Genomic DNA, 21,420 nt, shown 5'->3' with positions numbered 1-21,420 from the left:
ATACTCGTCATGCAAAAGAATCGAATAGGAAGAAGGAATCAACTATGTCGACCATAACGAAAGACGGCCAAGCGGAGAGTTCCTCCGTCGGCTCGATATTGTGGATGGCCTTAAGAATGAGCATATTGTTTATTATTCTGTGCGGCATTGCTTATCCGTTCATTAGTACGGGGCTGGCGCAGCTTCTGTTTCCGGCGCAGGCAAACGGAAGCTTGTTGAAAGACAAAGAGGGGAACGTCGTCGGCTCCGAATTGATCGGGCAAGCCTTCACGGATCCGAAGTACTTCCAAGGTCGTGTCTCCAGCATTGATTATAAGGCGGAGGCATCCGGCTCCAACAACTATGGGCCATCCAACCCTGATATGCTGGAACGTACGAAAGCTTCGATCGAGCAGTGGAAGAAGGACAATCCCGACGTTCCCATCGATCAGCTTCCAATCGCCTTAATTACCAATTCGGGCTCCGGACTTGATCCGCATATTACTCCGCAGTCTGCGAGCGTGCAAATTCCGAGGATCAGCAAGCTGACCGGCATTTCGGAACAAGAGCTGCAGAGCTTGGTGGACGAATATACGGAAAATCGGGATCTTGGTATTTTTGGCGACAAACGGGTTAACGTTCTAAAGATTAATCTTGCTTTGAGAGAAGCTTTAAAATAAGGAAACGAAGCCCTATTCGCAAAACATTTGCGGATAGGGCTGATCCGTTGTTTGAGAGGTGTTACATTTGGCAGTCGCACAGGTCAACCGAACTTCTATTTATTACGAGACGTACGGAGCCGGCTTTCCAATAGTTTTTGTTCATGGGCATGGATTAACGCATGAGATGTTCAAGCCGCAAATCGAGTATTTTTCAAAAGAATATCAAGTGATCGTCTGCGACCTTCGCGGAAACGGGAAATCCGGCAAACTTACGCAAGCTCTTGGCGATATCATCGAAACGCAATGCCTGGACCTTATCTTGCTGATGAACGAGCTTCGAATCGGCCAAGCGGCTTTCGTCGGCGTATCGTACGGAGGATTAATCGTACAGCATCTGGCCAAGTATTATAAGGAACGGGTGCATTCCATTATTATCAGCGACAGCTTCTGCAGGATTGAATCTTCGACCTTGACGGGCAAGATGCAATTGGCCGCTGCCTATTGCAGTTGGCTGGTCTACTTCTCCCCTGGCGAGCTGATGCTTCCGGCTACCCGCTTGTCCTATCAGAGATGGAGCCGGGCATACAGCGAAGTTAGAAAAGGAATGCTCGATAAACGGCCTATCGAATTGTATAAACAAAGACTGGCGGCAAGTCTTGCCGATTACTCCGAGCATCTGAAAGCGATAAAGCAGCCGGCTCTCTGCTTGGCTGGAGACTTCGGATCATTCGGTGTCGATTGCATGAAGGAAGTTGTTTCGCGATTGCCGGGAGCCCGAATGAAGATTATTCCGGATGCCTGCGATCCGAGTAATTTGTGCCAGCCTGACGTTTTTAACGAGGTTGTCCGGCAATTTTTAGCGGAACAATTAAGGCTTCAAGAAGAGAATGCGGGGGATTCTGCCGGAGAGAGGAGGTTCGGGTAGTTGTCGACATATAGACGGAAAACGCCGGAAGAAATCTTGTATTCCATTTCAAAGCTGCATCGGGGTCGCCTGAAGATCATCATTGGGTCGGTTAGTGGGGCCGGAAAAACGTATCATATGCTGCAGGAAGGCAATCTGCTGAAAAAACAAGGCATTGACGTTGTCATCAGCGCCGTTTCCACGATGCAGCGGTTAGAAACGGTGCAGCAGACGCTGGAGCTGGAAAGGGTGCCTAGCATCCATTGGATGAAGGACGGCAAGGAGCAGAAGGATCTGCCGCTGGACGACATCTTGGCTCGAAATCCGGAGGTTCTGCTTGTGGATGGCCTGGCTCACCGCAACCGCAAGGAGGCCAAATTTCAGACGCGGCTCGAGGATATCAAATATTTAATGAGTCATGGAATAAGCATTATTACCACTATCAATGTCTACGAGCTGGAAAGCGCGGACGAATTCGTCTATCGAATGACCGGGATCCGCGCGGAAGAAACGGTGCCCTCCGATACGCTGGAATTGGCGGACGAAGTGAGGTTGATCGACGTATCTCCCGAAACGATGCTGAAGAGGATCGATGAGGGGGTTCTTGGCGACAAGACGCATCCGGCGATTTCCCGCCGGGGGAATCTCGGCGTTCTCCGCGAGCTTGCGCTCCGATTGATGGCGGAAGGCGTGAATGATTCTTTGGAGAAACACCGGGAGGAGCTTGGGCTCGTCGGGCCTTCCGGCGCGGCGGAGCGGATTCTTGTTTCCGCCAATTATCATTGGAACGGATCTCTTCACGTACGCAGAGGGCAGCAGATTGCCAAGAGACTTAACGGCGACTTAATCGTCGTGACCTTCGTATCGTCAAAGCATAGCTTAACCCAAAATCAAATCCAGTTTAAAAATTCAATCAAAAAACTGGTTGATAAAGTTGACGCGACCTTCGAGGAGCTCCCCTTGCCTCATGCTCGAAAGTTGCCCGGTATGCTGGTCCGCTATGCCGTAGCAAGCAAGGTTACCCGAATCGTGATGGGCCATTCGAAAAAGAACCGTTGGCAGGAGCGTTGGCAAGGTTCAATCGTTAACCGGGTTTTACGAAGGGCGCGCAACATCGACGTGTTCGTCATGGTAGACCGCGCGGAGCATGAAGGAGAGAGGGTATTGCCGGTCAAAGCAAAGCCTGAGCAAAGCAGGGATTCGTTCCGCCGGTTAACTTCTATGGAAATTGAGAGAAAGATCGAAACGATCCGGCATGGTACCTTCAAAGTTTATATCGGTGCGGCGCCCGGCGTCGGGAAAACCTATAAAATGCTGCAGGAAGGCAACGCTCTTCTAAATAAAGGCATAGACGTGGTCATAGGCTTGTTGGAGACGCATGGTCGAAAAGAGACGGCAGAACAAGTAGGTACGCTAACAACGGTTCCTCGGGCGAAAATTAACTACCAGTCGACCGTTCTTGAAGAAATGGATACGGATGAGATCATCGCGCGTCATCCCGAGGTTGTGCTGGTCGACGAGCTGGCTCATACCAACGTGCCGGGAAGCCGAAACAAAAAAAGATACGATGATGTTCTTCGTCTGCTGGAGAGCGGGATATCCGTCATTTCAACCGTTAACGTGCAGCATCTTGAAAGCCTTAACGACGCAGTTGAGCATTTGACCGGTGTTCGGGTCCGAGAAACGGTGCCGGACGCGATACTGAAGATGGCGGACGAGGTTGAACTGATCGACATCACGCCGCAAATGCTGCAACAAAGGATGAGGGACGGCAAGATCTACGCCATGGAGAAAGTGGATCAAGCACTAGGTTCCTTTTTCAAAGTCGGCAATTTGATCGCGCTTAGAGAACTTGCGCTTCGTGAAATCGCGGACGACGTGGACGAACGATTGGAAGCATGGAACCAGAATAATTCGATACGAGGACCATTGCGGCGGCGAGAAGTGATTTTCGTATGCGTCGATTTGAGTCCGCGTTCCGAGAGATTAATCCGGCGCGGATTCCGTATCGCGCACCGTTTGAAAGCGGAATGGCATGTATTCTACGTAAATTGCAGCGCAAGGATGTCGGAAGAGGATCAGAAGCGGCTGGATACGCTGAAGCAATTATGCGAACGTTTAGGCGGCAAGATGGAGACGGCTGAGTGTGCTAGCCGTAAAGGGATACGGGAAACATTGCTTCGACGGATCAACGAGGTTCAAGCCACTCAACTCATCATCGGCCAATGCCGAAGACCGCTTTGGTACACCTTTTTCAAAGAGACCGTCGTGCATTATATGCTCCGAGCGGCCAGGCACACGGATATATTAATCGTAGCGGACTTCGATCCAACGGTTACTGAGTAATGTTTTCTCTTAAAGCTATTTAGAACCTTGATAAATCAAGGTTCTTTTTCGTATGATCATTTTTTCTTTTCGTTTTTTTTTTGGATATAAAAATCCCTTTGTACTTTAAAGAAAGTGTGGAATTCTTACGGTCCTTTATGAGTGTTGCAATGTCCAGGCCAACTACCCGTAATAAACTTCTTAATACGCACGGACAGAATAGCACTAATGATTATAGAGAATTCTTTGGAATACATTTACGAAATGGATATGCTGTATGTGCTAATATCAAACTTATAATGGTAAAAATCATACTATTGCAAGTGAGGTATTAAGATGAAATTTTTGAAGAAACATAAAACAATTATTTATGTTTGTTTGATTCTTATTCTTTGGATTAGTTCTAGCGCAATTGCTGGTGAGAGGGTCCTAGATAACTCTAATTATATGTCACAAGAATATAATGACATGGAACCTGGACTCGGCATACTAATCGGAAACAGTGCATTTTTTATTATTCCTTTATTAACGAGTGCAAGTTTACTCCTGATTGGAGTTTATCTACTTCTGTACAAAGTAGTTAGGTCTGAGAAAACACCATTGCTAATAACTATCATCTTGTATTTTTCACTACTATTTTATGCTTTTAATGAAATTGTAAATGCATATCATCAAATCCAGCACTTTTATTTATTTAAATTATATTGGTCAATAATAGCATGCATCTCATATTCATTATTTGTAATTTATTCAGTATATGAACTGGGATTAATCCTGATTAGAAGATTTAAGTTTTATCATGGAGGACGTTGACTTTTGTGGAAGTTGAATCTAGTAGACTGCAAACACAATCAAAACGAAACGCATTAAAGCTAATAAGGAATGTTAGGTCAAAAATGTGGCGATTCGTTCAGTTCGAGTCGTTATGGAGGTTCTTGCAGAACGCAATGACAAGAGCCTTACAAAAACATCCTCTCCTGTGCAGGAGAGGATGTTTTTGCAAGCTTAGATAAACTGTCTTACATCATTGTTGCGGCTGAAGCGGAAGATAGCGACCAGCGTGAATACGGCAGCGAAGGCGACAAGTATGGCCAAGTTGAGCCCGAGACTTCCGATTGCCTGACCGTCCTGCAGCTTCGTAATCGTATCGAGGAGCCAGTGCTGCGGGAGGAAGCTCGAGATTTTTTGAACCGTATCGGGCATAATCTCCGCCGGGAAGAAGCAGCCGGCAAGAAGACAGGTAGGGGTAATGATTAACGTCTGCATAGCGTTGGCACCTCTGCTGTTCTTCGAGAACGCGGTGAGCAGCAGGGCGAGGGCGATAGCAACGAGCGAGAAAAGAAGGAGCGTGCCCAGCATTTCTCCGAACGGAACGCCGGAGTCGATGCCGATGGCGTACTTCAGGACCAGCAGAGTAACAACGATCTGCAGCACCTGGATGATGAAGGTAACCAGCACGTTTCCGAGCACGAATCCCCGGGCCGACAGCGGCGAAGAAAGCAGGCGTAGGAAGGTGCGATTCTCTCTCTCCTTAAGAATAAGGCTGCTCATGTTGACCGCGGAGAAGAGAAGGAACATCAGCAGGAAGCCGATCGTCTGATACGTCATGTCCTTAAACTTCGCTGTATCTTCAAGCGATTCGGAGTCGAACTTGAAGCTGGACTTTTTGTAATCCGCATAGATGGCGTCGAACGCATCCGCGTCGTTCTTCGTTGCTTGGCCGATCGAGGCGACATTACCGATGTGGCCTTCAAGCAGTGCCTTTACGTAAGAGGTCACTTCCGCGCCTTTGGCGGAGACAATGCGAATATGGGCTGGTTGACCGTTCCGGACGCTGTCCGCGAATCCATCCTCAAAGATAAGGCCGCTGTCCAGCTTGCCGGAAGCGATGTCCTTGTTCATGGATGCTTGATCCTCCACCGTGATTTTCACGTTGTTCAGCTCTTCAACGAAATGAATCGCATCTTGCGTCAACGTTTTGTCCCCGTCTTGGTTGAGGACACCGACGTTTAGGGTGCCGCCGCTGGAGCTTCCGTAGATCAGCATAGAGAGAAGGATGGCGGCGATCGGCAATCCGAAGTAGACGATCCAGCTTGATCTCTTGCGGAAGGTCGAGTGGAGCTGCTTGCGAACGATCCAAAGAATGTTATTCATGTCAGAACGCCTCCCGTTTGCGCATCGTAATGGCGACGAATGCGAGGAACGCTGCCGCTATAGCGGTATTAAGCCCCATGACTGGGAACACGGCTTGCAAGTCGTCGTTATAGATCAGGTTCATTAATGCTTCATTCGCCCAGCGAAGCGGCGAGAGGTTCGCGATTCCGGCAAAGAAGCCGGATGCCTCGTCGACAGGGAAGTAGGCGCCGCCGAACATCGATGCCAACTGAACGAAGATCATCATCACGCCGTTAACCGCAGCATCGTCTTTGAATAAGAAGGCGATGCCGAGGCCGAAGCTGACCGCAAGCAGAACTTCAGTGAACAGCAGGAGGAACACGGGGCCGAGGTGATCGCCCCAGTTGGCGTTAAATACGAATTTACTGAACAGAACGACTACGAGAATGCACAGGAAGTTGATAATGGTGCTAGCGATTACCTTGCCCGCGAAAATCTCCAGCTTCCCGACGGGGGCCGCGGCCAGTCGAAGCGCCGTCTTCCGCTTTACCTCACCGCGAATGAGCCAGCTGGCCGACATGCAGGCATAGAAGGCGATCATTGTCGATTCCACGATTGCATAATAATCGATGGAGCCCGGTTTACGGTCCGGGTCGAGCGAGGACTCCTGAATAAACGAACCGGGCGCCATCTCTCCCGCGATAATGGCATGCGCCGCTTCGGGATCGTTTTTTACCGCTGCCGCAGCCAAGCTGTACTTGTCGGCGAACGAGGTTAGCATGCCTTGGATAATATTGCTCGAGATCGTCTCACGGCTGCTCCCGTAGAAGTGGATGCCATTGTCGTCTATCTCCGCGTATGCCGTATATTGATTATCCTGAACGGCTTTCTTGCCGTCGATGCCGTTCGCAGCGGGCGTCAACTCGACGCCTTCTTTGCCGATCGCTTGAGCGAAGCCGTTCCAATAGCTTTGCAGCTGCTGGCTCTGTGCGGTGTTTTTAACTAACAGCTTCATATCTCCGAGTTCTACTCCGTTATGAAAGGCGTTTGTGAGAGCCGTTCCGAGGATCAGTATAAGCACGATCGGAAAGGCAAGCATAAAGATCAGCGTGCGCTTATCCCGCAGGTCCTTCTTGATCTCGAATAAAGCTATGTTCAGCACGTTCACGTTCTTCGTCCTCCTTTAGTCGCGCAGGTTCCGGCCGGTTAAGGTCAGGAACACCGTCTCCAGATTTGGGGCTTGCTCTTCGACCGAACTAATCTCGACTTGATCTCGAATCAACACTTGGATAACCCAGTTGAGATTGTTGATCTCGCCTCTGGACACGATCTTGACCGTCTGTTCTTCCAACCGGACGGAGTTGACGCCGGAGATTTGCTTCAGTGCGTCCAGGTCAAGACGATCGGCGTTCTTCACGCTGATCCAAGTCTCCTTCGTATCGGTGATGATTGACTTGAGCTGCTCTTTCGTGCCCTCCGCGATGATCTTGCCGTGGTCGACGATCGCGATTCGTGTGCAGATCTCCTCGACCTCTTCCATATAGTGGCTCGTATAGATAACCGAGCAGCCCATCTGATTCAGCTTCCTGACCGAGTTTAGAATGTAGTTGCGCGACTGAGGATCGATACCCACGGTTGGTTCGTCCATGATGATCAGCTTCGGGTGATGGGCGATTGCGCAGGCGATGTTGAGGCGCCGCTTCATGCCTCCGGAGAAACTCTTCGGCAGAGCTTTGTGCTTGTCGCCGAGACCGACGAACTCCAGTGCCTCCTCCGTGCGTTCCTTAAGCAGCGCGCCGCGGAGACCGTACAGTCCGGCGAAGAAACTCACATTCTCATAGGCGGTCATCTCTTCGTAGATCGCAAGATCCTGCGGTACGATGCCAATGTTCATCTTGGTGAATTTGCTCTCCTTTACGATGTCTTTGCCGAGCAGCCGGATCTCACCCTTCGTGATTCGCAGCAGGGAGGAGATCATGTTGATCGTTGTGCTCTTGCCTGCGCCGTTCGCTCCGAGGAAGCCGAAGATCTCTCCTTCGCGAACACTGAGATTCATGTTGTCGACGGCGATGAAGTCGCCGAATTTTTTGCTCAAGTTGCGGATTTCCAATACGTTCATCCGTATCACTCCGTTTTCGTTAATGTTTATGGTTTTATTCTAATAAAAAAGGATGACCTCATGTCAGTGCATAAGTTCATCCTTTGTATATGAGAAATCTCATGTTCGAAGCGTGAGTTCTTTCATACGCCCTTCTGGAAGGGAAGAAGAGTGGTCACGCGAAAGCCCTTCGTGCCGTCGACAATGACGGTTCCCCCCGCTGACGCGGCTCTCTCCTCCATGCCAACGATGCCCAGTCCTTTGACGACTTTGTCAGCGCCTCTGCCGTTGTCGGCAACGACGGACTGGATCATGCGGTTCAGCACGCGAATCTCGAACTCGATGTTGGACGCTCCTCCGTACTTCAGCGAATTGGTGACCGACTCCTTCGCGTTCTCATGGACAATCTTCCATTGTAGAGGCGTGATCACATCCAGATCTCCCGCATGCGTGACGGAAACATTTACCGAGTGATTGGCGGATAATTCGTCCGCGAACAACCGAAGCCGGTGGATGCCAAGCTCCTCCGACCGGGGCTTCATATCTTTAAGCGTCAGGCGGATCTGCTCCAGTCCCTCCTTGGAGATGGCGATTGCGTTGCCGAGCAGCTGGGATGACTTATCCGGATTCGCATGAAGCAGGCGCCTGGAAGCTTCCATCTGGATGAGCGCTCCGGCCATCGAGTGGCCGACCTCGTCGTGGATCCTCTGCGACAGCCGATTGCGCTCCTCCAGCTTGATCGTGTATCCGGATTGGCGAATATACTCTTCGTTCGTGCTAAGGGATTGCTTCAGACGCTGCAGCTCGAGGCGAAGCGATTCCTTCTCCTCACCGATCTTATCGAGCTTCTCCGTATGAACCCGCATGCCATAGTAGAGAAGTAAGCTTAAGGAGGCTGCAAGAAGATAGATTGGGGCCTCATCGTCCGGGATGAGGAACAGCGGCACAAGTCCAAGAAGCAGCGCGAAGCGATTCCTCCCTCCAGACATCAGCACAATCTCATATAGATTGACGGGCAGCAGAAGGATAAAAATCGTGTTTATACGAAACGCGAATAAAGCGACGAGTACGGCAGAAGCGACCGATGCCAGCAGTTGAAGCCGTTTTTGCTTCCGTAGTACCGGAATGGCCATGTTCGCGCATAAGTAGGACAAGAAGGCTAGTATCACCCAGGGAGACGCTCCGCGCACGACTGAATAAGAGACGAAGATAACGTAGAAGAGCAAGGCAGCCTTGTTGCCGATAATCCAAAATTCCATGTCGAGGCTCCTAATCATCCGATGGCTTGATTTCGCCCGTCAAATAATAGATTGCGATCTGCGTCCTGTGTTCAAGTCCCGTCTTGTTCAGGATGGAGGTGATGTAATTAGCCGTTGTACCTTCGGAGATGAACAATTTCTTCGAGATTTCCTTGTTGGAGAGCCCTCTAGCGATCTGTGCCATGATCTCGAGCTCCCGGTCGGTAAATAGGCTGCGGTCAATCCGATCCGAACCGGAGGAAGGAGCGGCAGAGGGTTGAAGCGAATCGAAGGCGGCTTGCGGTTCGCTTTTGGCCGGAGGATGAAATGGCGCGCCAGACACTAGATTAGATTTAATTTTGTTCAGGACGACGTCCTGGAGAACGTGATGGTCATGGTAAACGCTCTTTATGGCGTCCCTTATTCTCTCGGGGTCATTATTTTTGAGGAGGTACCCTCTGGCTCCAGACCGCACCGCCTCGAGAATATATTCGTCGTCATCGAACGTTGTAAGGATCAGCGGCTTGGCCTTCGTCTGCTCTGTCAGGAGACGGGTTGCCTCGACGCCGTTCATGTTCGGCATTCGCACGTCGAGAAGCGCGACGTCCACTTCGTGTGAGCGGCAATAATCAACGGCCTCCGCTCCGTCGCCGACGGTGGCGACTACCTCGAACTCATCGAAAGTAGTGAGGATAATCTTCATTCCTTCGCGGATAAATGAATTATCGTCCGCGATTAGCACTTTTATCTTCAATGGATATGCCTCCTCATGAACTCGCTTCGCAGGGTATGCATTGATACAAGAATATACCAATTGAGACCATCCGACAATCCGAGTAAGCGTAAGAAGATCATTCAAATAACAAGGTGGAAATTTACAATAACAAATGAAATTTTTAACACATCAGGCGATTTTCTCTCGCGTTTAGTTAATGTTTCATAGATAAAATAAATTGTTAATCGAAAGGAGAGTTGTAGAAAACAATCATTTATAAAAAAATAAGAGGAGAGTCATCATGAGAAAGTTTATTAGAAACAAAAAATGGCCGGCGATGGTGCTGGCACTCGCGACGGTACTGAATTTATCCAATATTGGCGCTATGACGGCCAATGCAGCTCCGCCGGGCGTAAACGTCCTGAAAAGCGAGAAGATTTCATCCGGCGTCCACTTTACCTCGGAGGAATACAATAACTACTATAAAGAGAACAATCGAGTGGTCGTTAACCGTCTGGATATTAATCCGGCAGACTCGAATACGAGGATCATTACCGCCAAGGCATACGATACCATCAGCGCCGTGGAAACGGTCGGCGATCAGGCAAACCGGGAAATTTTGAAGGGCAATCAAGTCATTGCCGGAATCGACGGCGATTTTTACGATATCGATCCTGCCTCCGGAAGTCCGCTAGGGCTAATGATGAAGGACGGCGAGCTGATTATCAGCCAGGCTCCGGACGAAAACGCAGCTAATTATCGCACCAGCTTTTATATGGATAACGCAAATAAGCCCGGAATTAACCAAGTTCATGCGGAAGGTAAAATCTCGGTTGCGGGGACCGACTACGATGTAAACCTGCTGAACCGAAACCAAAAAGTGACGGACGGTTTGGTCATCCACACGAGCAAAATTACGAAAACGCGCAAAATGACGCATAACTACGCTGCCGATAGAGGCAAGTCAGCTTTTGCGTTGATCCGCGTCAATAACAATTTCGACGGCGTTCATCCAGGGCAGAATTACACGGGTACCGTCGTTAATGTTACCACCACGGAAGGCTTCGATATTCCCGACGATTCCGTCGTTCTGGAAGGCGTAGGCACATCGAAATCGATCGTCGAGGCGTTGCAGACTAACGCCGAGGTGAGCTTTAAGTACGATTTGTACGCAGGCAAGGATGCGAACAACAACGATATGATGAACAATGATATCGTGACGTCAATTACCTTTAACACTTGGCTTGTGCGTGACGGCGTAGCGCTGTCGACCGGAGACACGGCCCCTAACGCCCATACGGCATTGGGCATGAAGGCGGACGGAAGCTTAATCGCGGTTACCGTAGACAAGCCAAGCTCCAGTTATACCGGCAGCATAGGGACTAGTCTTGACGATCTCGCGAAATATCTGCAAGAGGCGGGAGCCGTCAATGCGCTTAATCTGGACGGCGGCGGCTCAACGGAGATGATCGTGCGCCAAGCCGGCAGCGATCGTCCGGTAACGATAAGCCATCCGGGCGATGTCAACGGATCCAGACTCGTATCCAGCTCGTTGCTATTCGTCAGCACGGCGACAAAAGGAACGACGGTCGGCAACGTGGTCGTCGACAAGAACGTGACGCTCTATACCGGCTCGAAATACGATTTCTCCTATCGTTTGGCGGATGAATTCGGCAATCCGATCTCCAGCGGCAACGGTCCCGCAACTTGGGCATCGACCATCGGAAGCGTCGACCCGGCCGGCCATTATGTCGCGAATGCGGGAATCGGCGCAGGGGAAGTAACCGCGACGGTGGACGGCGTGAAAGGCAGCGCACAGGTAACGGTCGTGGATACCGTCAACAATGCGGCCTTTACGAGCAACAACGTGGTTATGATGAACAAGGAGAAAAAGCAGTTCGGATTCACCGCGGTCGACGGGTCCGGGAATCAGGTGTACATTGATCCTTCCGTCGCGACTTGGAGCCTTTCCGGAGGCATCGGGGACGTAGACGCAACCGGTCTCGTCACGACGAACGAGAACGGCGGCACGGGCACGCTTACCGCAACGTTCGGATCGTATACGATAACGACCAATGTTACGGTCGGACCCAAAGAGCAGATCATCGACAACTTCGATACCGTTTCGGATAGCAACGGAATCAGTCCGAGCAACTTTCCGATTCAAGGTTATCATTTTAGCGGAACAGCCTATCCTGCGAACACGAGTACCGCAAGCAGCCCTTATTTCAGTTTCTCAACGGCGATCAAGCATTCGGGAGACCGAAGCTTTAAAATGGATTACGATATGGCCAATTGGAGTAAAGCCGCAAACGGCACTTTAAATTGGATTCCGCATTGGTATAAGGGCCCCAATTGGAGCGATAGCCTTGCCGAATCGATGGATAAATCCTATAAAACCGATATCTATCCGAAGAAGTTCGGGATTTGGGTATACGGAGACGGTAAAGCTCCTTGGTTGAGAGTCATTTTTAAAGACGGTACCAACACCAACAAAACGCTCGATCTGACTACCGAAACTCAAGATATCGATTGGGTAGGCTGGAAATATCTCGAGCTCAATATTCCTCAAGGCTGGGCATTGCCGATTCGGCTGAATTACGTGTACATGGCCGAGACAACGAAAACAAAGCCTAACTATTCCGGTTCGATCTATTTCGACGATATGAAATTTATTTATACCGACGAGGTTCAAGACATCAGCGGTCCCGTATTCTCGAATACGTCCCCATCGTCTGACGGCTGGTTCGACAGCACCCTGGATTTCTCGACGACGATTACCGATAACCTCTCGGGCGTAAAAGAGGACAGCATGATCGTCAAAGTGAACGACGCGCCTCAGACTTATACTTACGACAAAGCTACGGGCCGTCTGAGCTTCAAGCTGGAAAATCTGGTTCAGGGAGATTACAGGGTATACGTTGAAGCCAAAGACGGAGCTGGCAACCAGTCCGTACCTTGGATCGATAAAACGTACCATGTAGATTTGACTCCGGACGAAGAGGCTCCGGCGATGACGGACGTAACGCCGACGAAGGACGTCAAAGTCAAAATTCCGACGCCGAGGGTCACGTTCAAGCTGTTGGACAGCAAATCGCAAGTGGATCCGGCGAGCATTTCCGTTAAGATGAATGATATCGAGCTGCCGGTGTATTACGATGCCAAGACAGGTTGGGGATATGCCGAACCGGCAAGCAACTTGGCGAATGGCGCTTATACCTTAAGCATCAATGCCCGGGATAATGCGGGGAACGCCATGCCGACCTATAAGGATGAATTGACGCTCGAAGCCATAGCCCAGCCTGCTGACGGCCATAACTTCAGCATCTCGGTAATTCCCGATACGCAAGGCAACGCTTTTACCCAAAAGCTGTTTAGCCGTGCGGCGGCCGACGATACTTCCTTGGTTATGCACATGGGCGACATCGTCGACGACGGCTCGCAATTGCAGTACGATCAGGCGGACGATTTCACGAAGCTGTTCGGTAGCAAGCCGTTCTTCGTGCTCGCGGGCAATCACGAGGCCTTCAAGAACACGCTGGACATCTTTTACAAGAAATTTGGTTCTCCGACGCAGCATTTCGAATACGGGGACACGCAGATCATTATGTTGAATTCGGCTTATATTCAAAGCATTACCGAATCGGATTCGACCCAATTCCATTGGCTCGAAGACGTTCTGGCCAAGAACACGAAGAAGAACGTGCTCGTATTCGACCATGTTATTACGAGGGATTCTTTCGGTACGGCTCACCAAATGGATCCAGAGGATGCTAAGAAATACGAATCCATTCTCGGCGAGTATAAAAAGGCCCATCCGGACACCGAGATTTACAGTTTGTTCGGACACCTTCATACGCTTCAAACATGGGACGTAGACGGAGTGAAATACATCATCACCGGTAATGGCGCGGATAAAACCTATGTCTCGCACGGAGACGGGGATATGCTGGGAAGCGGCAAAATAACGCTTACCGACGGCAAGATGAAATTCACCTACGATCCGCTTCTCACGAAGACGTATATTAAAAACGAAGCCATCATTGGCAACAAGATGAGTGCGGTCATCGGTTCCAAAGTCCAATTGGATATGTTCGGCGATTTCCGAGAGTATCCTGCCAATTACGTGACCCAAATTAACAATCACGATCTAGTCGGAATCAAGTGGAGCTCGAGCAATGAAGCGGTCGCTTCCGTGGACGAGAATGGCGCGGTCACATCCAAGACAAGCGGTTCTACGGTTATCACGGGAGTATCCGGAGGAAAAGCCAGCTCCATCACGATCGAGACGGTTAAGCCTACGGACGTCAAGCCGGTCAAGCTGAATTTGTTCGTCCCTGAATCCATACAGGTCGGCAATACGTTCATCCCAACGATTAAAGCGACCAACGCTTACGGCGCGGTTTACGCCCTGGACGCGAAGGACGTTACCTTCAGCTTCAAGAACGGAAAGGCACACCTGCAAGATGATGGAGTAATCATCGCAGATGCCGAGGGCGACGAAGAAATTACGGCTGCGTTTAGCGGTTTGAAGGCGACGGCCATCGCGACAATCGTTGCTAAGCCGACTACGCCTCCAGGTCCGGGCAATGGGGGTCCGGAAGAGACTAAACCGGATGTCGATCTGACCAAGGACAGCGTCGTGAAATCCGACGTCTTCGCGGAACTCGCGAAGGACAAGAACGCGACGATGACGTTTGCGGGCAACGGCTACAAATGGAAGGTTAACGGCTCGGACATCACGAATCCTAACGCTAGCGTAGATTTAGGCGTTACCATCAAAAATCAAGCTCCCGTAGGGAAAGTTTCGACCCCTGTGCAAGTGAATAAACAGAAAGTTGTTATGGGCTTGTCTCTCAACCATAAAGGAGCTCTTCCGGGGAAAATGACGCTTGAAATCCCGACGGGCAATGCGGGCAAAAAGCTGTTCTTCTACGCGGTAAATTCCGCCGATCAGGCTCCTGTGCTCGTATCTGAGCTTACCCTGGACGAAAACGGAACGGCAGCGATTCCTTTCACTTCCTCGACGTCGGCCGAGTACGTGCTAACGACGCAGAAGATCTTGGATTTCAAAGACGCCGACGCTCACTGGGCTAAAGCGGACATTTATTATCTGGTGGGTAAGGATATTATCAGCGGCGCTAACGACAGCCAGTTCTTGCCGAATAACGCGATCACGCGCGGCGAATTCGTCAAGTTGATCGCCGGAGCCGCCGGAGCGGACGTGTCCGCGTTCACGAGCAGCTCGTTTGCGGACGTCAAGCCAGGCGACTGGTACTCGCCATATGTAGAATGGGCGAAGAAGAATAACATCGTGCTAGGAGTTAAACCGGATGCCTTTGCTCCTAACGAGAAAATTTCGAGGGAACAAATGGCGGTTATCCTCGTAAGACTGTCCGACTTGCTCGGATACACGCTCAAGAACAGCGCGCAGCCTATCCATTTCAAGGACGAAGCCAACATTTCCGCATACGCGCGCGAAGCTGTGAGAAAGGCGCAGCAAGCCGAGATTATTAACGGCCTGCCCAATAAACAGTTTTCGCCAGCGAAGATCGCAACTAGAGGCGAAGCGGCCAAGATGCTAGCGACTTTGCTCAAAGCCATGGAAAAGTAAAATAAATAAAGCCTTAAACAAAGCGATCGCTTTCCGGCATTTTGGATGCCGGGGAGTGATCGCTTTTTGCTTGCTAATCTAGCGGACCGAATTATTTTTACCGTATTTTTACCGTTTATTTGATATACTAACCTATTATTTCGAATGTAGCGGCGGTGAGCGTAAACGTGAATATTTTATTGGCGGAAGATGATAAGAAGCTTGGCAAGCTTGTTAAATACATGTTGGAGAAAAAGGGAGGATATCACGTCGATTGGGTGGAGAACGGCGAGGATGCGCTTGCTTATTCCTATGGCTCGGCTTATGATGTGCTCATCCTGGACTGGATGATGCCGCTTATGGACGGGGTCGATGTCTGCAAGCGGCTGCGGAGCAACCATTATGGACAAGCCATCGTCCTCTTGACGGCGAAGGATTCGCTGCAGGATAAAATTTTTGGCCTCGATGCGGGAGCCGACGATTATCTGACTAAGCCATTTGAGATGGAGGAGCTGCTCGCCCGTCTTCGTGTGCTGGCTCGGCGAAATTTTGCGCCAAGGCAGTTGGATATTGTGAAGTTCGGACCGTTCACGCTTAATCGCACCTCACACCAGCTGTCGCGGGACGGCGCAGAGGTCCAGCTTAGCCCGAGGGAGTATCAGCTGCTCGATTTTTTCCTGCAGAACACCGGCAATGTGCTTACTAGAGAGGCGATTCTCAATCGCATCTGGGGGCTAGGCAGTGATGTTTCCTACAAGAATGTCGATGTTACCGTGAAGATGCTACGGGACAAGCTGAATGATTCGAATGGGGAGACAGTCATTCACAGCATCAGGGGGGTAGGCTACCGGTTTGAAATGGACGCTTAAAAAAGGGAAGAAGCCCGACATATTCCAATACACGCAGAGGAAGCTTACCGTTACCTACACGTGGCTCATCATTCTGTTTCTTGTATTATTCTCGATCATCGTATCTCTCTTCTTTATCTTCATGACGTATCAGGAGCAGAGCAATTCGCTTCGCTCAACCATGTACGCAACCGAGGAAGGACGTGTTGTCGTTCCGAATTTGGTGAACAGCCGCAGCGATAATCTGTACTTTTTCTATGTGCTGGATAAACGTGGTCAAGTGCTTGCTCAGAGCGATGCAATCCCGCAGCTTAGCGAGCGAAATAGGGAAGAGATTAGAGAGTGGCAGCCGGACCAAGATAAATTCCGGTTGCGCTGGCAGCCTGAACAGCAAGAACGCTTTGGGGATTTTATAATCAGGACGGATACCCGACTGCTCTTTATTGGCGCTCATCCGATAATGACGACGAGTGGGCCGGCCACAATCTATGCAGCGAAGGATGTCACGTTTTATTGGGATATCCTCCGCAATCTTCTCATTGTGTTCGTTATTATTCTTATCATTTTCATTATCGCTGCCATCAAGCTCAGCTCTTCGATGTCCCAAAAGGCGATGATTCCAATCCAACTAACCTTTAAGCAGCAGCAGCAATTTCTGGCGGATGCATCACATGAACTGAGGACGCCGCTCAGCATTATGAATACATCCCTCGACGTGATTGATCTGGAGAACGGAGATACCCTTACGCCTTATTCGAAGGAAGTCGTTACGGATATGAAGGAAGAGATTGGCCGGATGAGCCGGATGGTGCAGCACTTACTGATGCTTGCCCGATCCGACGCTGGCTCAGTTGAGTTCGAGATGAGCGCTTTCGACATTGCGCCAAAGCTCCGCCAGTGGGTGCTTGCCTTCGATAGTGTTGCTCAGAAGAAAGAAATTGCTCTTCGGACGATGCTGCCGGAGACCCTGACCGTGAAGGGAGATCCGGAGCGATTGAAGCAGTTGGTCTATATCCTCTTGGATAATGCGATCAAGTACACGCCTGAGAAAGGCAAGGTCGACGTTGGCCTTGATCCTAATCCGAAGCAGTGGCGGATCATTGTCAGGGACAGCGGCATCGGCATTGCCGAAGCGGATCAGCCGCGCATCTTTGACCGGTTTTACCGTGTCGAGAAACATCGCTCTCGTGAGGAGGGCAGCGCGGGGCTTGGACTTGCAATTGCGAAGCAGATCGTTATAGCTCATCGGGGCTCGGTCGTTCTCGAGAGTTCACCTGGCAAAGGAAGTACATTTTCAATAGAGTTTCCTGTATAGCACACAAAAGTCGAGCAGCCCTTTCTCTTAAATAATGAAGAGGAAGGGTTTTTTTTGTCCTTTACCATACTTTTACCATAGCGCGATATAGTTGCTACTGTAGTGACAAGAACACAGTTATGAGAGGATGATTCATGCGTGAGACGCACGAGACCTTGGGTAAAAAAAGCGGTGCTGGCAACTGTTATCCTTGCAGCTGTCGGAGCCGGCTTAAGTTTTGCGGTTGGTGAGCACGGGCGTGATGCCATGAAAGTTGTAAGGGTTAGTCAGGAATTTCATGGCAGGCCTGCAGGCAGCATGAAGATTGAAATGAAAAATGGCGAGGACGCGGCTGTGCCAGCGCTGCGCGGTGAAGATGCAGCTCTGTCCATACCGGCGCAAGGGCCGATGATCGGAGGGCGCAGCGTACATATCGAGCCGGGTCTTGAGCACGGCATTGGATCCGGAGTAGCAGTGGCCGGAACGATTCTAGTCGTCGGACTTTTATGGTTATGGGTGAGAAGGCGAGGCAAACGGTCAAGAGTAGCCGAGGGGTCTAGTGTACTTGCAGGCATTCCGACGGCCTCGGATTTCCTGGATCAATGGGAAATTCAACAAAATCAAACGAAGGAGTCGAAGTAAGATGGGGATCTTCACGCGTGTCAAAAACGTGTTTTTAGCCGAAACGAACGTACTGATCGATAAGTGCGAGAAGCCGCTTCATATGGTGAATCAATATATGCGGGAATTTAGTGTTGAGCTGGAGAAAGGGCAGCGTGCGCTGGCTCATCAGCTGTACATTGAGAAGAGGCAAGCGGCGCTGATAGCGAATGCCGAAACGGCAGTAGAGAAGCGGGACCGCCAAGCAAGATTGGCGGTGGCCCAAGGCGAGGATCAGATCGCGAAGCTGGCGCTGCAGGAGAAGCTGCTGCAGGAGAAGAAGCTTGCCGTTTATCACGAGCAATATGCAAAGATCCGGGAACAAACAAAGGTGCTTGAGGAGCGTATCGCCCAGCTGCAAGCGCAATCAGAGGAATATAATCATCGCCGGCTGCTGCTTGAATCCCGGGTTAATGTGGCAAGCTCCCTGAAGCAGCTGAACCAGAGTATCGTATCGTTCCAAACGGACGGCATGGTCAGAGGATTCGCTCGCGCGGAGGAGAGAGTGCTGATGATCGAGGCGGAGCTGGAGGCCATGAATCATTTCAATGTATTGTCTAAACGATCCGCGCCGCAGTATCTTGATCCGTCGCTTACGCCGGAGATCGAAGCATCACTGGCAGAATTGAAGCAGTCAGCAGAAGAAGCAGTAGAATAGCATGCTTACCCTTCTTCTACCGCGTACTTGTTCTGATTACGAAGAACAGGGAAAAGCCCATACATCCAGATGACGGCGACGGCTAGTGTCCCAATGCCGCCGATAATGGTCGCTGGTACGGCGCCAACGAGTCCGGCCATCGTGCCGGATTCGAATTCCCCAAGCTGATTCGATGTGCCAATGAACAGCGAATTGACGGCATTAACGCGGCCCTGCATCTCCTGGGGCGTGTTAACCTGTACGAGCGTCGAACGGATAACAACGCTGACGACGTCGGAAGCGCCGGTGAGAAACAACGCGAAGAGAGATAGCCATAAATTACGGGAGAGTCCGAACAAGATCGTCGCTAATGCGAAAATCACGAGAGAGGCAAACAGCGTCTTGCCAATAGCCTTCTCAACCGAATAACGCGTTAGAATAAGAGAAACGACGATCGCGCCGACTGCCGGCGCGGAACGAAGCAGGCCAAGACCAAGCGAACCGGTCTTAAGAATATCCTCTGCAAAGATAGGCAGCAACGCAGTCGCGCCGCCAAGCAGAACGGCGAACAGGTCAAGCGAGATGGTGCCGAGGATGATTTTGCGTGCGAATACGAACCGTATTCCGCTGAAGAAGGTGTCCATGTTGATGGAATCCAGCTTCTTCACAAAGTGAACGGTCTTGACGAAGAAGATCAGTATGGCCGATACCAGGAGCGCGATCAACGTGGTCATGTACGCAAAAGAAACGCCCCAGATGACAAGTACGCCTCCGAGTGCCGGGCCGACAATCATTGCCGTCTGCATCGCCGAAGCGGACCAGGCTGCTGCTTTAGGCAATTGCTCGCGGTCCACGATATCCGGAATTAGCGCGGCTGAAGCCGGTCCTTCAAAGGTACGGCAAGCGCCAAGAAGGGCGGCGGCAATTAACAAATGAATGGCATCCAGCCAGCCCTGCAAGCTGCCGATGACGAGCAGGACGACGACGGCGCTCTCTATCAGTTGGCAAAGATAGACGATAGAACGGCGATCGTAGCGGTCCGCAGTCTGCCCCGCCGGCAGAGTCAGCAGCAGCATGGGCAAGAACTGAGCCAGGCCGACGAGGCCGAGCTTAAAGGCGCTGCCCGTCAGATCGTACATTTGCCAACCGATAGTGACGGACAAGATTTGAAAAGCACTAGCTGAGAAAATCCGTGCGATCCATAAGCGCAAGAACGAGCGGTTATGGAGCACGGACGAGCCTTTTACATGCAAGATAAGCCATCCTTTCTAGTTGCGAAGCATTTATTCGTGTACCGCTTGTGATACGTTGCCGAGTACATCCGATACTTGTCTTGCTTAACACTGCGGCCGCTGAATACATCGGTCAATAAATCCGGCTCATGTATTCCGATGGAGAGCAACCAATATGCTTGCTAAATACCCTGCTGAAATAAAAGGGGTTTTTAAACCCGAGCAGCTCGCTGATCTCCGATACATTTCGATGCGAATCCTTCATCAGTCCGATTGCTTTATTCATGAACAGCCGGGCGTTGTACTGGTTAATCGTGTTACCGGTTTTCTGCTTGAAGATTTCGCACAGGTAGCTGTAATTCATATCGAGACTAGCCGCAAGCTCCTTGGAATCTATGTCATAGCAGATCTTATGCTCGAGGTAATCAATAATCCGCTGTACCGTACGGTCGGATTTGGTTGGCTGGTGTTCTTGCATGGAATCTTTGTATAGGTTCATATACATCTCCATGGATTGCAAGCTCAGGGTAATTGTCCGGAAAGGGTCGCTTGAATGAAACAATTGAACGAGGGCAGCCAGTCTATTTTCCATTATTTTAGGCTGAGGTAGCGTTCCATGTTTGGGCAGAGTGATGAACTTCCGATATCCTTCTTGAGAGTTCAAGACGGCTGGAGAGGAATTCATATTGATATTCAATTCCTGCAAAGCCTCCATATTCGAATGACCGATAAAATGACTCCAATACCAGGATGTGCCCGCTGGCGTTTTTGGCTCTCCCCAGTGAGCTAGTCCGCTTCTCAAAAACAGGAACTGCCCTTTTTTGATAACATACTCAATGTCGTCTTCCCATACTTCCATGTGGCCCTCAGCGACATAGAGAAAGACATCCCAGTCAAGCCTTCGACTCGGATGCGCGTACTGGCTACTTGTCGTGTGAAATCCAAATTCTTGTATGGTTAGAATTTGATCAAACCGTAATTTTAAATTATTCACAGTTTCAATCTCCTTCATTGTCAGTGATATTGCTAATTGTAAGTTGTCTTTATTGGAGATGTCTACTAGTATTGAAAACCCAAAAATAATATATGCAATCCAAAGTGTGTGAATTCAAATAGTGGA

At 50.3% G+C, this 21,420-nt stretch carries 15 protein-coding genes; 8 read left to right on the top strand and 7 right to left on the bottom strand.

What is annotated here, in order from left to right; genetic code table 11:
- The first annotated feature begins 44 nt into the window (after positions 1 to 44).
- The 3 genes from kdpC to M3194_RS02355 all read left to right on the top strand — a co-directional run bounded on the left by kdpC (position 45) and on the right by M3194_RS02355 (position 3,891).
- Positions 45 to 659: a potassium-transporting ATPase subunit KdpC gene (gene kdpC, locus M3194_RS02365; protein ID WP_251651419.1), complete on the top strand. Its 615-nt coding sequence runs from the start codon at positions 45 to 47 to the stop codon at positions 657 to 659.
- Between the two features lie 67 nt (positions 660 to 726).
- Positions 727 to 1,566, top strand: coding sequence for an alpha/beta fold hydrolase (locus tag M3194_RS02360; RefSeq protein ID WP_251651418.1), 840 nt, complete (start codon positions 727 to 729; stop codon positions 1,564 to 1,566).
- The gene (locus tag M3194_RS02355; protein WP_251651417.1) at positions 1,567 to 3,891 is read left to right on the top strand and encodes a universal stress protein; all 2,325 of its coding nucleotides are present in this window, start codon (positions 1,567 to 1,569) and stop codon (positions 3,889 to 3,891) included.
- A gap of 984 nt (positions 3,892 to 4,875) precedes the next feature.
- On the opposite strand, the gene M3194_RS02350 is transcribed toward M3194_RS02355, so the two are convergent.
- The 5 genes from M3194_RS02350 to M3194_RS02330 form a co-directional block, all read right to left on the bottom strand.
- Positions 4,876 to 6,024, bottom strand: coding sequence for an ABC transporter permease (locus M3194_RS02350; RefSeq protein ID WP_251651416.1), 1,149 nt, complete (start codon positions 6,022 to 6,024; stop codon positions 4,876 to 4,878).
- Position 6,025: 1 nt separating this feature from the next.
- Complete coding sequence (locus M3194_RS02345; protein ID WP_251651415.1) at positions 6,026 to 7,153, bottom strand: ABC transporter permease; 1,128 nt, start codon at positions 7,151 to 7,153, stop codon at positions 6,026 to 6,028.
- 15 nt (positions 7,154 to 7,168) lie between these two features.
- A complete protein-coding gene (locus M3194_RS02340; protein WP_251651414.1) occupies positions 7,169 to 8,104 on the bottom strand; it encodes an ABC transporter ATP-binding protein in 936 nt (311 codons plus the stop codon).
- A 122-nt stretch (positions 8,105 to 8,226) separates the two neighbouring features.
- Positions 8,227 to 9,342, bottom strand: a complete 1,116-nt coding sequence (locus M3194_RS02335; RefSeq protein ID WP_251651413.1) for a sensor histidine kinase — start codon at positions 9,340 to 9,342, stop codon at positions 8,227 to 8,229.
- Between the two features lie 10 nt (positions 9,343 to 9,352).
- Positions 9,353 to 10,075, bottom strand: coding sequence for a response regulator transcription factor (locus tag M3194_RS02330; RefSeq protein WP_251651412.1), 723 nt, complete (start codon positions 10,073 to 10,075; stop codon positions 9,353 to 9,355).
- 262 nt (positions 10,076 to 10,337) lie between these two features.
- Here M3194_RS02330 and M3194_RS02325 point away from each other — a divergent pair, with 262 nt between their 5' ends.
- The 5 genes from M3194_RS02325 to M3194_RS02305 all read left to right on the top strand — a co-directional run bounded on the left by M3194_RS02325 (position 10,338) and on the right by M3194_RS02305 (position 19,089).
- Positions 10,338 to 15,650, top strand: coding sequence for an S-layer homology domain-containing protein (locus M3194_RS02325; RefSeq protein ID WP_251651411.1), 5,313 nt, complete (start codon positions 10,338 to 10,340; stop codon positions 15,648 to 15,650).
- A 167-nt stretch (positions 15,651 to 15,817) separates the two neighbouring features.
- On the top strand, positions 15,818 to 16,498 hold the full coding sequence (locus M3194_RS02320; RefSeq protein ID WP_251651410.1) for a response regulator transcription factor: 681 nt from the start codon (positions 15,818 to 15,820) through the stop codon (positions 16,496 to 16,498).
- The gene (locus M3194_RS02315) at positions 16,482 to 17,792 is read left to right on the top strand and encodes a sensor histidine kinase (protein WP_251651409.1); all 1,311 of its coding nucleotides are present in this window, start codon (positions 16,482 to 16,484) and stop codon (positions 17,790 to 17,792) included. The genes M3194_RS02320 and M3194_RS02315 overlap by 17 nt, the downstream gene beginning before the upstream one ends.
- Before the next feature lie 138 nt (positions 17,793 to 17,930).
- A complete protein-coding gene (locus tag M3194_RS02310; protein ID WP_251651408.1) occupies positions 17,931 to 18,413 on the top strand; it encodes a hypothetical protein in 483 nt (160 codons plus the stop codon).
- A gap of 1 nt (position 18,414) precedes the next feature.
- The gene (locus M3194_RS02305) at positions 18,415 to 19,089 is read left to right on the top strand and encodes a PspA/IM30 family protein (protein WP_251651407.1); all 675 of its coding nucleotides are present in this window, start codon (positions 18,415 to 18,417) and stop codon (positions 19,087 to 19,089) included.
- 5 nt (positions 19,090 to 19,094) lie between these two features.
- On the opposite strand, the gene M3194_RS02300 is transcribed toward M3194_RS02305, so the two are convergent.
- Both M3194_RS02300 and M3194_RS02295 read right to left on the bottom strand, forming a co-directional pair.
- Positions 19,095 to 20,321 (bottom strand): MFS transporter, encoded by a 1,227-nt coding sequence (locus M3194_RS02300; RefSeq protein ID WP_251651406.1) that lies wholly within the window; start codon positions 20,319 to 20,321, stop codon positions 19,095 to 19,097.
- A 112-nt stretch (positions 20,322 to 20,433) separates the two neighbouring features.
- On the bottom strand, positions 20,434 to 21,294 hold the full coding sequence (locus M3194_RS02295) for an AraC family transcriptional regulator (protein ID WP_251651405.1): 861 nt from the start codon (positions 21,292 to 21,294) through the stop codon (positions 20,434 to 20,436).
- Positions 21,295 to 21,420 lie beyond the last annotated feature (126 nt).

Source organism: Paenibacillus glycanilyticus (assembly GCF_023715145.1).
Classification (GTDB): domain Bacteria; phylum Bacillota; class Bacilli; order Paenibacillales; family Paenibacillaceae; genus Pristimantibacillus; species Pristimantibacillus glycanilyticus_A.
The sequence above is the reverse complement of the archived record's forward strand: the minus strand, read 5'-3'. Positions and strand labels throughout refer to the sequence as shown.

Excerpts from the sequence above, each read along its gene's own strand:
- kdpC (WP_251651419.1), top strand. The coding sequence starts at position 45 with ATGTCGACCATAACGAAAGACGGCCAAGCGGAGAGTTCCTCCGTCGGC.
- M3194_RS02350 (WP_251651416.1), bottom strand. The coding sequence starts at position 6,024 with ATGAATAACATTCTTTGGATCGTTCGCAAGCAGCTCCACTCGACCTTC.
- M3194_RS02340 (WP_251651414.1), bottom strand. The coding sequence starts at position 8,104 with ATGAACGTATTGGAAATCCGCAACTTGAGCAAAAAATTCGGCGACTTC.
- M3194_RS02335 (WP_251651413.1), bottom strand. The coding sequence starts at position 9,342 with ATGGAATTTTGGATTATCGGCAACAAGGCTGCCTTGCTCTTCTACGTT.
- M3194_RS02325 (WP_251651411.1), top strand. The coding sequence starts at position 10,338 with ATGAGAAAGTTTATTAGAAACAAAAAATGGCCGGCGATGGTGCTGGCA.
- M3194_RS02305 (WP_251651407.1), top strand. The coding sequence starts at position 18,415 with ATGGGGATCTTCACGCGTGTCAAAAACGTGTTTTTAGCCGAAACGAAC.